The following is a 14,602-nucleotide window of genomic DNA, read 5'->3' on the forward strand; positions in this document are numbered from 1 at the left end:
GGCATGTCCCGAGTTCTCCCCTTCCTCGTGGCGGCCGTTCTCGGTGGCGCCGGCATCGCTCATGCCGAGCCGCCGCCCGGTGCAGACGCCGGCGATGGCTACCCGGTGGCCACCGGCCGGTACTCGTCGCCGAACGACTTCTACTGGGTGTTCTTCAAGACGCCCGACGGCCGCTCATGCGGTATTGGCCCCAACGGCGGGCCGATCGGCTGCGACGCGGTGCCCATGGATGCTCCCGCCGGGGCCAACCAGACCGTCATCGAAGCCGGTGGCGTGCCCGCGGCATACCGCCACACCGACGTCGCGTCCTTCACCCGAGACGTCGACGTGCTGCCCGAGGGCCATCGACTCGAGAACTGGGGCTCCAGCTGCGCCGTCGGCTACCAGGGCACGGTGACCTGCAAGGGCTACGGCCACCACGGATTCACCCTCTCCAGCGTCTACGGGGTGCTGTGGTGACTCGCCCTCAGGCGGGCTCCTCCGGGCTGGCGAGGTAGTCCGGCCAGTCCAGGCTGTCGACGGGGTCGGCCCGGCTGATCCCGGGTTCGTCGACCGGGAAGGTCCGGACCAGGCCCGGGCCCGAACTGCGGGTCTCGAATCGCACCGTCATCACGCCGTGGCCGGCCCCCTGCACCCAGCCATGCCCGAAATCGCCGTGGGAGACGTCGTCACCGACCCGCCACGACACCGCAGCCTGTCCTGACACCGGCCTCGAAACCGGCTCCGGCGACAGCGTTTCCGGGGAATCGGGTACCGACTCGCCGAACTCCAGATCCGGGAACAGCGACTCCTGGCGGACATCGGTCAGCCCGGAGAACCCCACCCCGAGCAGCCGGATGGGACCGACCTCCTGGGGATCGAGCAGCAGCCGGTCGGCCGCCGACGTGAGTACGCCGGCGTCGGTGGTGGCATAGGGCAGGGTGGCCGAGCGGGTCAGCACACTCATGTCGGCCTTCTTGAGCTTCACCGTCACGGTGCGGGCTCCGCGACCGTCGCGCAGCAGTCTGCGGTAGGCGTGTTCACCGATCGGGCCGATCTCGGCCCGCAGCTGCGCCAAGGTGGTCAGGTCGGTGGCGAACGTGGATTCGGCGCTGATCTGTTTGGCCTCGGCGCGTTCGGCGACCCGGCGGTCATCGATCCCCCGGGCCAGCCGGTGCAGAGCGGGGCCGACCGTGGCGCCCAGAATGTCGGCGACCTCGGAGTCGGTCAGCGCGGCGAACTGCCCGATCGTCGCGATGCCCAGCCGGTGCAACTTCTCCTCGGCGACCGGCCCGATCCCCCACAGCCGGCGTACCGGCAGGCCGTCCAGCAGCAGTCGTTCCTCGGCACGGCTGACCACCCGCACCCCGTCGGGCTTGGCCAGATCGGAAGCGATCTTGGCGATCTGCTTGCCCGACCCCGCCCCGACCGAGGCCACCAGGCCGGTCTCCTCCCGCACCCGGCGTCGCAAGTGTTCACAGAACCGCAGGACCTCATCCCGGCCGGCTCCGGCCAGCTCGGCCGGTTCACCGAACGCCTCGTCGAAGGACAGCTGCTCGACAACCGGAATCTCCGCTCGCACGGTCTCGAAGACCCGGCGGCTGGCCACCCCGTACACCGCCCCGCGGGGTGGCAACACCACCGCCGAAGCACCCACCAGCCGGCGCGCCTGGTGCATCGGCATCGCCGAGCGGGCGCCGAAGACCCGGGCCTCGTAGCTGGCCCCGGCCACCACGCCCCGGCCTCCCAGCCCGCCGACCAGCACCGGCCGGCCCCGCAGCGTCGGGCGGGTCAGTTGCTCAACCGAGGCGAAGAAGGCGTCCATGTCCAGGTGCAGGACCCAGCGGCCGTCCACGACGTACAGCCTATTGAGTGCGCCCCGTGTCGCCGGCATCGGGAAACTAGTGTCGGACCATGGCGATGAATCTGGTGCACCGGCTGTGCTGCAGTTCCCGGTACTGGGCCCGCAGCGTCGAGCGTGAACTCCTGCCGTGGGCGCTGGCAGACGTGGACCTCGGCGACAGCACCCTGGAGATCGGCCCGGGCTACGGGGCCAACATGAGGTGCCTGGTGGACATGACGCCCCGGCTGACTGCAGTCGAGATCGACCCACCGATGACGCGACGACTGCAGGAGAAGTACGGGGCACAGGCCCGCATCATCAACGGCGACGGTACCGATACCGGTCTGCCCGCAGACGAATTCAGTTCCGTGGTGTGTTTCACGATGCTGCATCACGTTCCGACTCCCGCATTGCAGGACCAACTGTTCGCCGAGGCCTTTCGCGTGCTCAGGCCCGGCGCGGTCTTTGCCGGCAGCGATGGCGTGCACTCAACGGTGTTCCGTGCGCTGCATTTCCGCGACACCTACAACCCGGTCTCTCCCGAGACATTGCCGGACCGGCTGCGCAGCAAAGGTTTCCGGGATGTGCACGTGGCCACCGCGTACGGCCGACAACGCTGGGTGGCCGTCAAGCCCTGACGGGAGCGCTACTTGGATCCGCCGCCGCCCTTTTGAAGTTGTTGTGGGCAATATGATTTCGCTGCGATCGCTGCGAACCTGGCCGCATCGGGGACACTGAGCGCCGGGTTGGCGTCAGTGATGTCGTTGAGCAGTTCCAGACCCGTCTCACCATTGGCGGCCAACCCGCAGACCGCTTCGGCGGCCGAAACGGCCTGGGCGGGGTCGGCGAAGGTTATGCCGATCTGCTGAAGCGATGCGACGAACTCCGCATTGTCGACCGCGCTCGCGACGACGCCGGGTTCGGCATGCCCAGGTGCGGCGACAGCGATGGCCGCGGTCGCGACAAGCGGAACGAACAACAGTTTCACACGGTCCTCCTTGGGAAGTCGACGTCGTTTCAGACGGCGCCGCGCTAGCCGAGCGCGGATTGCGATCCGGCCAGCGCGCCGTCCTCGTCATCGAGCACATGCACGGCATGGATCCCCGGCTTCAGCGACAACTTGGCCACCAGCTCGTCTAGCCCGGCCTGATCGACGTGCCAATGCTGCACCACATCCGGCGTCTGTTGCAGTTGCGCGATCACCTGATCGAGTGGGACCGGTGCGTCGCGGTCGTTGAGGTTGGTCGACACCACCCGGGCCGCCGGCGCGACCGTCCGGGTGGCCGGGGCGCCCAGCGCACCGCCGGCAGCGCTGCCCAGGGCGGCCGGCGCAAGCATGCCGGGCGCGGATCCCGCCGCCGGGGCCGCAGCCAGGGCGCTCTGGGGCACCGAGGTGGAGGCCAGCTGGATCGCCGAGGTCGCACTGGCCCAGTTCGGCGGAACCGAGAGCGCTCCCACCCGCATCGCGCTGCCCGCAGCGGCCCCCGCAGCCGAGTGCAGACCCGCGCCCGCTGTCAGTCCGGAACTGGTCAGACCGCCGCCGAGCGCAGATTTCGGGATTGCCACCACCGGCGCCTTGTAGATGCTCCGGAACTGGCTGATACCCAGGTTCGTCGTGCCATGGGTCGCGTTGACCCACGCGGTCTGACCAATGACGCCGTTGGCCGCTCCGAGGTGGGTCTCCCACAACGATGTCGCCGCGGGGCTGCCCGTGATGCCGTCGATGAGGCTCCGCCACCCGTCGTTGTAACCCGAGGTGAGTGAATTGATCTGCCGCAGGATCTCCTGCAGGACCTCGTGCGGAGTCGAGGCGGCCGCGAGCTGGGCAGCCCCCGCCTCCGCGCTCCCCGCATCGCCGCCGCTGGTGGTCTGCGGCGCCGCGGTGAACGTGGTCAGATCGGCCGCCGCCGCCGACGAGCCGGCATAGCCGAGCATCGCGGCGACATCCTGCGCCCACATTCGGCCGTATTCCGCTTCGACCGCTGCGATCGCGGTGCTGTTCTGCCCCAGGATGTTCGTCGACACCAATGCGGCCAGTTGACTGCGGTTGGCGGCGATCGCCGGGGGCGGCACGATTCCCGCAAAGGCCGACTCATAGGCGCTGGCTGCGGCGCTCGCCTGGGCGGCGGTCTGTTCGGCTTGCGTGGCCGTGGTCGACAGCCAGCTCACATACGGAGCGGCAGCGGCCGCCATGGCCGCCGCTGCCGGCCCCTGCCAACCGCCGCTGAGCCCCGCGAGCGCCGCCTCGTAGGAGGATGCGGCGGAATGCAGTTCGGTCGCCAGGCCCGACCATGCCGCCGCGGCGGCGAGCAGCGGGTCAGCGCCCGGCCCCGAATACATCTGCCCGGAGATGACCTCCGGGGGTTGCGCGGCGAAACTCTGAAAAACCATGAACGCGACCTGCTTTCCGCTACTTCGCGATCGGAGGGATGACGATGACGGTGGCCGTCGTGGCGATATCCGGGCCGGTCTGGGGATTCGTGACGTGGCTGATGGCACTGATGGCGCGGGTGGTGGTGGCGCCCGCGGCCTGACGCACCGGGGTGCCCAGGGCGCGCCCGGCCAGGCTGGACAGGGCCATCTGGCCGGCCAGCACACCCTCGCCGTTCGCGGCCAGGGCCGGTGCGGCCTCGAGCACGCCGGCCTGCAACGCCACGGCGGCGGTCTTGGCCGCAGGAACAGCGGCCGCCCAGTTCGCCGGCACCGACAGCCGTCCGACCAGACCGGCTCGGCCGAGCACCCCCGACGCCGCCGCCGGAACGGTGTGCGAACCGCTGAGCAGGGGGCTGGCCAGCAGCGGCGCCAAGGCGCCCACGATCGGCTTCGGGTTGAGTGTGGTTCCCAGGTTTCCCAGCGCCATCGCCACAGCCGGGATGCTGATGGCCATCTGATAGGCGCTCCGCAGCGAGTTGGTGAGGTTGAGACCGTAGGGTCCGTTCGCGGTGCTGATGATATTGGTGAGGGTCTTCAGGATGGCCTGGTAGTCGTCCAGGACAACGCCGGCCGCATCCTGCAGCGCGTTGGTGCCCGCCGCCGACTGACTGACCTGTCCGCCGGCATTCGTGGTCTCCGGTGCGGCGCTGAAGGGCTCCAACTGGCTGGCCGCCGCCGACGAGCCGGCGTAGGTGTACATCGCGGCCGCGTCCTGCGCCCACATCTCGGCGTACTGCGCTTCGGTCGCCGCGATCGCCGGAGCGTTCTGCCCCAGCAGGTTGGTCGCGACCAGCGACGCCAGCAGGGCGCGGTTGGCGGCGATCACCGGTGGCGGCACGGTGGCGGCGAAGGCCGCCTCGTAGGCACCGGCCGCAGCGGCGGCCTTGAGCGCGGTCTCCTCGGCGCCCACCGCGGTGGCCTTCATCCACGCCGCGTACGGCGCTGCCGCTGCCGCCATCGAGGCCGCCGAGGGGCCCTGCCAGGCCGAGTCCGCCAGTTCGGTGATCACCGCGTCATACGACGTCGCCGTGTAGTGCAATTCCGTCGCCATCGCCGCCCAGTTCGCGGCGGCGGCCAACAACGGCGCCGCGCCGGGACCCGAATACATCCGCGCGGAGTTGACTTCCGGCGGTAGTGCCCCGAAATCCATGAGTACCCCCTTCGGGCCGTGTCATGAACCGACCCACCCGGCTTACCTGGGAACTCGCTGGTAAGCCGGGTGGGTCAGCACCAGCCGCGCACTGCGGCTCGTATGAACTGGAGGTTAATCGGCGGCCAACAGCTGTCGACTCGGCGGCCTCGGCGGCACAGGCGTTGCGCCGACGCCTCGGCCGTCGCGGACACGGCCGCGTGACTGCCGCCGGTTAGTTTTCACCACCGCAAACTGGGGAAATGCCGCGATGCGGCGGCTGCCGCCGGAGGGTGCGGGCGCTGTCCGCCGGCCATCGCGGTCATAAGAATCTGGCCGCGAGAAAGTCGGCCCAGCCCAGGGCTTCGGTTATCCGGCGGGTGACCGGTCAGACCTTGGCGATCGACACCCGCACACCGTCCCCGATTTCCACCGGATCGGCCGGGTCGCCGAATTCGAAACTGGTCGCCAGGATTTCTCCGGCGATCAGCCCGGCATGGGCCTGTGCCCAGTCCCGCCGTCCTGCCGGCACCGCCATCACCACGCTGATCCGGTCTGATATCTCCAGGCCGGTGTTCTTGCGCAGCTCCTGCAGCTCCCGGATCCGGTCCTTGGCCCAGCCCTCGGCCTCCAGCTCAGGGGTCACGGCGCTGTCGAGCACCACCAGGCCGGCGCCCTCGGGCAGCGCCACGGTGTACTCCGGGTCGGCGGCCACCAGCTTGGAGGTGTATTCGCCCTCGAGCAACACCACCGGCCCGGCGCTCAGGGTGCCGTCCGGGTTGACGACGCCGTCGCCCGCTTTGACCGCCTTGATCGCGGTCTGTACGTCCTTGCCCAGCCGGGGGCCGGCCACCTTGGCGTTGACCGCCAGGTCGAACCGCCCGTAGCCGGCGATGTCGTCGGTCAGCTCGACGGCCTTGACGTTGAGCTCGTCGGCGATCAGGTAGGTAAAGGGTGCCAGCCGCTGCGGTTCGTCGACGGCGACGGTGAGTTTGGGCAGCGGCAACCGGACCCGCAGCTGGTGCGCCTTGCGCACCGACGACGCCGCCGAACAGACCTCGCGGACCTGATCCATCGCCGCCACCAGTTCGGTATCGGCGGGCAGATCGGCGGTCTCGGGCCAGTCGGTCAGGTGCACCGAGCGTTCCCCGGTGACCCCGCGCCAGATCACCTCGGTGGTCAGCGGCAGCAGTGGCGCGGCCAGTCGCGCGGTGACCTCCAGCACGGTGTGCAGGGTGTCGATCGCGTCGGCGTCCTCGTCCCAGAACCGCTGCCGGGACCGGCGCACGTACCAGTTGGTCAGCGCCTCGGTGAACTGTCGCAATTGCTCGCAGGCACCGGAGATGTCACACACGTCCAGCGCCGCGGTCAGGTCGTCGCGCAGCGACGCCAGCTTGGCCAGGATGTAGCGGTCCAGTACGTGCTGCGAATCGGTGCGCCAGACACCGGGTTTCGGGGCGTACAGCGTCAGGAAGGTGTAGGCGTTCGTCAGCGGCAGCATCACCTGGCGTACGCCCTCGCGGATGCCCGCCTCGGTGACGATCAGGTTTCCGCCGCGCAGGATCGGCGAGGCCATCAGGAACCAGCGCATGGCGTCGGAGCCGTCGCGGTCGAACACTTCGCTGACGTCCGGGTAGTTGCGCAGCGACTTGCTCATCTTCTGCCCGTCGCTGCCCAGCACGATGCCATGCGCCACACAGGTTTTGAATGCCGGACGGTCGAACAGCGCAGTCGCCAGCACATGCATCATGTAGAACCAGCCGCGGGTCTGGCCGATGTATTCGACGATGAAATCGCCCGGGTAATGGGCAGCCTGCCCCCCGCCGCCGTCGAACCACTCGGCGTTCTCGAAGGGGTAATGCACCTGGGCATAGGGCATCGAGCCCGAGTCGAACCACACGTCCAGCACGTCGGGGATGCGCCGCATCGTCGAACGACCGGTCGGGTCGTCGGGATTGGGGCGGGTCAGCTCGTCGATGTAGGGGCGGTGCAGGTTGTCCGGCCGCACCCCGAAGTCGCGTTCCAGCTCATCCAGGCTGCCGTACACATCGACCCGCGGGTAGGCCGGGTCGTCCGACTTCCACACCGGAATCGGGGTGCCCCAGTAGCGGTTTCGCGAGATCGACCAGTCCCGGGCGCCGCGCAGCCAGTTTCCGAAGATCCCGTCCTTGATGTGCTCGGGATACCAGGTGATCTGCTCGTTGAGTTCGACCATCCGGTCCCGGAATTCGGTGACGCGGACGAACCACGACGACACCGCCTTGTAGATCAGCGGGTTGCGGCAGCGCCAGCAGTGCGGGTACGGGTGCTCGTAGGTTTCGTGGCGCACCAGCACCGCACCGTTGGCCGCGGCCGGACCGGTGCCGTTCTTGAGGTCGGCGATGATCGCCTTGTTGGCGTCGAAGACGTGCTGACCGGCATAGTCCGGGACGGTCGCGTCGAAGCGCCCCTTGGCGTCCACCGGAGTGACCGGGGTGATGCCGGCCGGGTCGGTGGTGTTCTTGTCGTCCTCGCCGTAGGCGGGTGCCAGGTGCACGATGCCCGTGCCGTCGTCGGTGGAGACGAAGTCGGCGGCGAGCACTCGGAAGGCGCCCGGTGAGTCCATGAAGTACGGGAAGGGCGGCAGATAACCCAAGCCGAGCAGCTCCGAGCCGCGGTAGCTGCCCAGCACCTGTGGTTCGTCGCCCTCGCTCAGGCCGAGCTCGCGAGCGTAGGCGCCCAGCCGCGCCTCGGCCAGCAGGTAGCGCCGCTCCCCCGCCGCAACCTGCACGTAGGTCACCTCGGGGTTGACCGCGACCGCCTGGTTGGACGGCAACGTCCACGGCGTGGTGGTCCACACCAGTAGGTGAGCACCGGCCAGCGAGCCGTCCGGACCGGCGTCGGCGATCCGGAATCCGACGGTCAGCGCCGGGTCCTGCCGGCTCTGGTAGACGTCGTCGTCCATGCGCAGCTCGTGGTTGGACAGGGGCGTTTCGTCGCGCCAGCAGTACGGCAGCACCCGGTAGCCCTCGTAGGCCAGGCCCTTGTCCCACAGTTGCTTGAACGCCCACAGCACCGATTCCATGAACGGCAGGTCGAGGGTCTTGTAGTCGTTGTCGAAATCCACCCAGCGCGCCTGCCGGGTGACATAGGCCTGCCATTCGGATGTGTAGCGCAGCACCGAATCCCGGCAGGCCTCGTTGAAGGCGGCAATGCCCATCGCGTCGATCTGCGACTTGTCGGTGATACCGAGCTGGCGTTCCACCTCCAGTTCGGCGGGCAGCCCGTGGGTGTCCCAGCCGAACCGGCGTTCCACCTTGTATCCGCGCATGGTGCGGTAGCGCGGCACGATGTCCTTGACGTAGCCGGTCAGCAGATGACCGTAGTGGGGCAGCCCGTTGGCGAACGGCGGCCCGTCGTAGAACACGTACTCTGGCGAGCCGTCGCGGCGGGCGATGCTGGCCCGGAAAGTGTCGTCGGCGGCCCAGTAGTCGAGGACCTCGGCTTCGGCCGCCGGGAAGTCGGGGGCGCCGGCGGCCGGCTTCGGATAGCTGCGTTCGCTCACGTGTGTCGTCTCCCAAGGACCCAGCCCGGGGACGACGCCGCGCGGTTGCGCGAGCGCCGCGGTACCACCCCGCTTGCCGCACCCGCCGTGGGGCGCGACCGCTCGATGTAGGGCTGTGACGGGCCGTCCCGTTCGGGTCTACTGAGCCGGTCCGTTGCGCGGGCCGGGCTGTTCTTCCGAAGGCTCCCCGGTGATGGCCGGATCGATGCCGTTGGCCGAAATTCTAAAGCCTCCAACGACCGCGCACACCGGCAGGGCCGTCAACGCTCAGGGACGCTCAGGCCGTGGCTTTTGCGCACATCCAGCCGTCGGGCATCCGGCCGGTGGCGAGGAACTCGGCCAGCTCTGCGGCTTTCTCCGGCGCCAGGCCGGTGTCGGCAACCGGGTAGATCACCGGCTCCTCCACCTGGTTGTGGTCGGCCAGCAGGGCCAGCAGTCGTCGGCAGACGCCGCGCAGGGTGTCGTGGTCGGCCCCCGCGCCGGCCAGGTCGTCGAGTGCGCTCATGGTGCGCCAGATCTCGCCGTGGCCCAGGATCATCCCGAACACCGCCATCATCTGGGCGCCCTGGCTGATCGGCGGAAACAGCAGTTGCTCCTCCAGGTAGATGTGGCGCCGCAGCACGGCCAGGGTCGTCCGGAGGGCATCGGCGTCAACGCTGCCGCCGTCCAGCTTCTCCAGGAAGGCCCCGATCCCGGCCGCGACCTGCCGATGTTCGCGTTCGAGCGCCCTCGACAGCGAACCCTCCGAGGTGGGCGCTACGGTGCGATCTGCGATGCTCATCCGGCCGACTCCTTCACCCCCTGCGGGCACCGGCTGACGCCGGCCAGGAGCCCGCACATTTTTTACAAGTAAGACTTGTTTAAAGTTAACCCATGGGTGGCGGGCTGACCAGAGCGGGTCAGCGCTCGGTCTCTTCCTCCGGCGGCTGGATCGCGGCGAGCACCTCGGTGGGCCGGTCGTCCACCGGCTTCGCGGGTCGCGTGGACAACTCGGGGAACGCCGTGGCGACCATATCCTCGAAGGTTCGGTCATGCTCGCGACCCGATCCTGTTGGCGCGGAAACGATCTCATCGGCGGCTTTGGCGGCTTTGGCGGCTTTGGCGTCCGCGGTGACCGATGCGGCGACCCGCGGCGCACGCGCCGGGTGCTCCCGCACATTCAGCGGCCACCAGAACCATCGGCCCAGCAGCGCCGCCATCGACGGCATCATGAACGAGCGCACCACCAGGGTGTCGAACAGCAGGCCGAGCCCGATCGTGGTGCCGACCTGGCCTACCACTCGCAGATCGCTGACCAGCATGGACGCCATGGTGAAGGCGAACACCAGCCCGGCTGCGGTGACGACCTTGCCGGTGCCGCCCATGGTCCGGATGATGCCGGTCTTCAGCCCGGCGCCCATCTCCTCCTTGAACCGGGCGACCAGCAGCAGGTTGTAGTCACAGCCCACCGCCAGCAGGATGATCACCGACATCACCAGAACCAGCCAGTGCAGGTGGATGCCGAAGATGTACTGCCACAACAGCACCGAGAGGCCGAACGACGCCCCCAGCGATGCCAGCACCGTTCCGACGATCACCACCGAGGCGATGAAGCTGCGGGTGATCAGCAACATGATAATGAAAATGATTGCCAGCGAAGTGATTCCAGCAATCAGCAGGTCGTAGTTCGCGGTTCCCTGCAGGTCGTTGAACAGCGCGGCGGTGCCGGCCACGTAGACCTTGGCACCGGACAGCGGTGTGCCCTTGAGGGATTCGGCCGCGGCCTTCTTGATCAGGTTCACCCGGGCCATACCCTCCGGAGTCGCCGGGTAGCCGTCGTGGGTGACGAAGAAGCGCGCCGCCTGCCCGTCCGGTGACAGGAACAGTTGGACCACGCGTTTGAAGTCCGGGTTGTCGAAGGCCTCCCGGGGCAGGTAGAACGAGTCGTCGCTCTTCGCCGCGTCGAAGTCCTGACCCATGGCGGCCGAGTCCCCGCCGACCTCCTCGACCTGCGCCATCATCCCGGACATGGTGCTGTGCAGCGTCAGCATCATGGTCTGCATGCTGCGCATGGCGGCAATCTGCGCCGGCATCATCTCCAGCAGCTGCGGCGTCACCACGTCGATGTTGTTCATGTCGGGCGCCAGCTCGTTGAGCTTCTCGGTGAGCAGGGTGGTGCTGTCCATCGACGCATACGCGGCCCGCAGCGACAGACAGGTGGTGTCGCCGCGGCAGTCCTGCCCATCGACGGATTCACGCACCGCTTTGGAGTTCTCGTTCAGATCGGCCATGTGGCCGCGCACCTGCTTAGCCAGTTCCATGGCCTCGTCCGAGACACCCGCCGCGTGGTGGGTGTTGGCGGCCATCTGCTGCATCAACCCGTACATGCGCTGCAGCGAGGTGATGGTGCCCTCGAGATCGTCGGCCTGCTTGCGCATGTCGGCCACCCGGGCTTTGACGAAGTCCAGGTTCTGCATCTGCCCGGCGTTCTGCATGCTGAGCAGGAACGGGATCGAGGTGTGCCCGAGCGGGGTGCCCTCGGGCCGGGTGACACCCTGCACCATGGCGACGCCCTCGACCGCGAAGATGCTCTTGGCCAGCTTGTTGAGCACCAGGAAGTCCGCGGAGTTGCGCATGTCGTGATCGGATTCGATCAGCACCACTTCGGGCAGCAACCGCGATTCCGGGAAGTGCCGCGCCGCGGCCGCCCAGCCGAGATTGGCCGGGGTGTCCTGCGGGATGAACGACGGGTCCTTGTAGCTCACCTTGTAGCCGGGCAGAGCGAGCAGGCCGATGAGCGCGACCGCGCAGGCGGCCACGAAGATCGGCCCGGGCCAGCGCACGATCGCCGTGCCCACCCTGCGCCAGCCGCGGTCGGACATCTTGCGGCGGGGTTCGAGCATGCCGTGGCGCGTGGCGACGGCCAGGACCGCCGGGACCAGCGTCAGCGCGATGGCGACGGCGACGAGCATGCCGACCGCGCACGGGGCGCCCATGGTCTGGAACACCGGCAATCGGGTGAAACTCAAGCAGTAGGTGGCGCCGGCGATGGTCAGACCCGATGCCAGCACCACGTGGGCGACCCCGCGGTAGGTGGTGAAGTAGGCCGTCTCCGGGTCCTCGCCGGCGTGCCGGGCCTCGTGGTACCGGCCGATGAAGAAGATGCCGTAGTCGGTGCCGGCGGCGATCGCCAACGTCACCAGGATGTTGATCGCGAACGTGGACAGCCCGATCAGCTCACTGTGCCCCAGGAACGCGACGATTCCGCGCGCGGCGGCCAGCTCGATACCGACCACGGCCAACAGCAGCGCGACGGTGCCGATCGAGCGATAGAGCAGCAACAGCATCAGCGAGATCACCGAGACGGTGGCCACCAGGATCTTGAGCACCGCCCGGTCGCCGCTGGTGTTCATGTCGGTGACCATCGGCGCCGGGCCGGTGACGTAGGCCCGCACCCCCGGCGGCGCGGGTGTGCGCTCGACGACGTCGCGCACCGCCTCGACGGAATCGTTGGCCAGCGCCTCGCCCTGGTTTCCGGCGAGGTTCAGCTGAACCAGTGCCGCCTTGCCGTCAGAACTCTGGGCGCCGCCCGCGGTGAGCGGGTCGCCCCAGAAGTCCTGGATGTGCTGGACGTGCTTGGTGTCGGCGTTGAGCTGGGCGATCAGCTCGTTGTAGTAGTGGTGGGCGGCGTCGCCGAGGGGTTCATCGCCTTCGATGACGATCATCGCCGCGCTGTCGGTGTTGGATTCCTGGAAGACGTGCCCCAGCCGCGCCATCGCCTGAATCGACGGTGCGTCCTTGGCGCTCAACGACACCGGGTGTTCCTTGGCGACCTGCTCCAGCGGTGGGACCGCGATGCTGACCAACGCCGTGAGCGCCACCCAGCCGAGAATGATCGGCCAGGCGAACCGGCGGACCAGGGCTGCCGCGGACGGCCGGCTACGGCTCAGGTGGTGCGTATTCGTCACTTTCCCAAGCCCCTCACCCGATGTTCTGCCCAAACGGTCACTGTAACCCCCCAGTTCGCCGACCGCTGCCTGGAGAAGTTACCCGAACGAGTAGTCCGACAGCGGGAAGTTGTCCTGCTCTTTGACAGCACTGCGCACCGAGGTCGGCCGGAAAAGCGGAGCCTCCCCGGTGTTGTGGTTGAACCAATAGGAATTCGAGGTCGCGCAGTTGCCGAGGTGGAACACCGAGCTGTCCAGCAGGCCCATCATCCGCTCGTAGAACCGCGTGTTGGCCTCTTCGGTGACCTCGAAGGTATGCGCCTGGCGCCGCTGCACTTCGCCGAGCAACCGGTTCATGTGCCGCATCTGGTATTCGACGGTGTTGAACCAGGACAGCCCCACCCAGGCGAACGGGCTGGACATGTTGATGAAGTTCGGGAACGCCGGGGCTGTCATGCCCTGGTAGGCCTGGAAGCGGGTCTCGCGCCACCACTTGCCCAGGTTGCGACCGCCCCGACCGATCACCTCGATCGCCGGCAGGTTGCCCTCCCACACGTCGTAACCGGTTGCCAGCACCAGGGTGTCGATCTCGCGCTTGGTGCCGTCGCAGGACACGATGCCGTCCGGTTCGATCCGCTCGATGCCTTCGGTGTCCAGGTGCACGTGCGGCTTGGTGAACGTCGGGTAGTAGTCATTGGAGATCGACGGGCGCTTGCAGCCGAAGTCGAAATCGGGGCGCATCTTGCGAGCGAGCTCGCGGTCCCGCACCGAGAACAGCCGATGCATTGCCGATTGGGCCGCCATCGCCTTGTTGACGAACTTGAAACGCCGGTAGCGCCACATCGTCAGGACCATCATGAAGTCCGTGGTGTTGTCGGTCAGCCACCGCACGATGCGCTGGGTGAACGGCACCCGGGCAAACATCCGTTGCACCACCGGCGGGAACACCACGTCGGATTTGGGCGTCACCAGGATCGGCGTGCGCTGATACACCGTCAGCTCGGCGACCTCTTTGGCCAGCTCGGGGATGACCTGGATCCCGGTGGATCCGGTACCGATGACCCCCGCACGACGCCCCGCCATCGAGTACTCGTGATCCCAGGCGGCGGTGTGGATGATTTTCCCGGCGAAGGTGTCGATGCCCGGGATGTCCGGAATCTTCGGCTGGCACAGGAAGCCGGTGGCAACGATGAGGAACTGCGCCGTCAGCGTCTCGCCGCCGGCCAGCGCCACCCGCCACACCTTGGCGTCCTCGTCCCATTGGGCGCCGTCGACGCTGGTGTTGAAGCGCATGAAGCGTTCGACGTCGTATTTGGCGGCGACATGCTCGGCATAGGCCTGCACCTCGCTGCCGGGAGCGAACAGCCGAGACCAGTACGGGTTCGGCTCGAACCAGTAGGAATAGGTGGTCGAAGGCTGGTCGACGGAAAGACCCGGGTAGTGATTGACCCGCCACGTTCCACCAAGACCGTCCAGGCGGTCAACGATCAGGATGTTTTCGTAGCCCAGCCGGTTGAGTTGGATCGCCGCGCCGATTCCACCGAAGCCCGCGCCCACGATGACGGCGTCGTAGTGCAGGCACTTCTGGGTCCCCATAAGAAGAACACGCTACCGCAACGCCGCAATATATCGCTGTACGTGCAGGTCAGCCCAACGCTGACCGTTCGGCCTCCGGCAGGTAAAGTAACGGACGCTGCACGGTCGCAAGATGATGCCAATCACACCACAGCGGCGTGGCGAGCCTTAGT

At 68.0% G+C, this 14,602-nt stretch carries 10 protein-coding genes; 2 read left to right on the top strand and 8 right to left on the bottom strand.

Annotation, left to right across the window (positions count from 1 at the left end; translation table 11 throughout):
* Positions 1-3: 3 nt before the first annotated feature.
* Entirely contained in the window at positions 4-459 is a 456-nt protein-coding gene (locus AWC16_RS08090; protein ID WP_085264229.1) for a hypothetical protein, read from the top strand.
* Between the two features lie 7 nt (positions 460-466).
* Here AWC16_RS08090 and AWC16_RS08095 read toward each other — a convergent pair whose 3' ends face one another.
* Positions 467-1,834 (bottom strand): DNA polymerase IV, encoded by a 1,368-nt coding sequence (locus tag AWC16_RS08095; protein WP_085264266.1) that lies wholly within the window; start codon positions 1,832-1,834, stop codon positions 467-469.
* A 59-nt stretch (positions 1,835-1,893) separates the two neighbouring features.
* Here AWC16_RS08095 and AWC16_RS08100 point away from each other — a divergent pair, with 59 nt between their 5' ends.
* Positions 1,894-2,460 (top strand): class I SAM-dependent methyltransferase, encoded by a 567-nt coding sequence (locus tag AWC16_RS08100; protein WP_165759187.1) that lies wholly within the window; start codon positions 1,894-1,896, stop codon positions 2,458-2,460.
* Positions 2,461-2,468: 8 nt separating this feature from the next.
* On the opposite strand, the gene AWC16_RS08105 is transcribed toward AWC16_RS08100, so the two are convergent.
* The 7 genes from AWC16_RS08105 to AWC16_RS08135 form a co-directional block, all read right to left on the bottom strand.
* Positions 2,469-2,810: a DUF732 domain-containing protein gene (locus AWC16_RS08105; RefSeq protein ID WP_085264230.1), complete on the bottom strand. Its 342-nt coding sequence runs from the start codon at positions 2,808-2,810 to the stop codon at positions 2,469-2,471.
* A gap of 44 nt (positions 2,811-2,854) precedes the next feature.
* Complete coding sequence (locus AWC16_RS08110; protein WP_085264231.1) at positions 2,855-4,213, bottom strand: PPE family protein; 1,359 nt, start codon at positions 4,211-4,213, stop codon at positions 2,855-2,857.
* Positions 4,214-4,232: 19 nt separating this feature from the next.
* Positions 4,233-5,405 carry a PPE family protein gene (locus AWC16_RS08115; RefSeq protein ID WP_085264232.1) on the bottom strand — a complete coding sequence of 391 codons (1,173 nt, stop codon included), beginning with the start codon at positions 5,403-5,405 and terminating at the stop codon, positions 4,233-4,235.
* Positions 5,406-5,772: 367 nt separating this feature from the next.
* A complete protein-coding gene (gene ileS / locus AWC16_RS08120; protein WP_085264233.1) occupies positions 5,773-8,928 on the bottom strand; it encodes an isoleucine--tRNA ligase in 3,156 nt (1,051 codons plus the stop codon).
* Positions 8,929-9,205: 277 nt separating this feature from the next.
* Positions 9,206-9,709, bottom strand: a complete 504-nt coding sequence (locus AWC16_RS08125; RefSeq protein WP_085264234.1) for a hemerythrin domain-containing protein — start codon at positions 9,707-9,709, stop codon at positions 9,206-9,208.
* A 118-nt stretch (positions 9,710-9,827) separates the two neighbouring features.
* Positions 9,828-12,875, bottom strand: coding sequence for an MMPL/RND family transporter (locus tag AWC16_RS08130; protein ID WP_272937810.1), 3,048 nt, complete (start codon positions 12,873-12,875; stop codon positions 9,828-9,830).
* A gap of 78 nt (positions 12,876-12,953) precedes the next feature.
* Positions 12,954-14,450 (bottom strand): flavin-containing monooxygenase, encoded by a 1,497-nt coding sequence (locus AWC16_RS08135; protein ID WP_085264235.1) that lies wholly within the window; start codon positions 14,448-14,450, stop codon positions 12,954-12,956.
* Positions 14,451-14,602 lie beyond the last annotated feature (152 nt).

Origin of the sequence: Mycolicibacter longobardus (genome assembly GCF_002102265.1) — a bacterium.
Taxonomy (GTDB): domain Bacteria; phylum Actinomycetota; class Actinomycetes; order Mycobacteriales; family Mycobacteriaceae; genus Mycobacterium; species Mycobacterium longobardum.

What these genes read in the sequence shown, in the direction of transcription:
- AWC16_RS08090 (WP_085264229.1), top strand. Translation starts at nt 4, where the DNA reads ATGTCCCGAGTTCTCCCCTTCCTCGTGGCGGCCGTTCTCGGTGGCGCC.
- AWC16_RS08115 (WP_085264232.1), bottom strand. Translation starts at nt 5,405, where the DNA reads ATGGATTTCGGGGCACTACCGCCGGAAGTCAACTCCGCGCGGATGTAT.
- AWC16_RS08100 (WP_165759187.1), top strand. Translation starts at nt 1,894, where the DNA reads ATGGCGATGAATCTGGTGCACCGGCTGTGCTGCAGTTCCCGGTACTGG.
- AWC16_RS08135 (WP_085264235.1), bottom strand. Translation starts at nt 14,450, where the DNA reads ATGGGGACCCAGAAGTGCCTGCACTACGACGCCGTCATCGTGGGCGCG.
- AWC16_RS08125 (WP_085264234.1), bottom strand. Translation starts at nt 9,709, where the DNA reads ATGAGCATCGCAGATCGCACCGTAGCGCCCACCTCGGAGGGTTCGCTG.
- AWC16_RS08110 (WP_085264231.1), bottom strand. Translation starts at nt 4,213, where the DNA reads ATGGTTTTTCAGAGTTTCGCCGCGCAACCCCCGGAGGTCATCTCCGGG.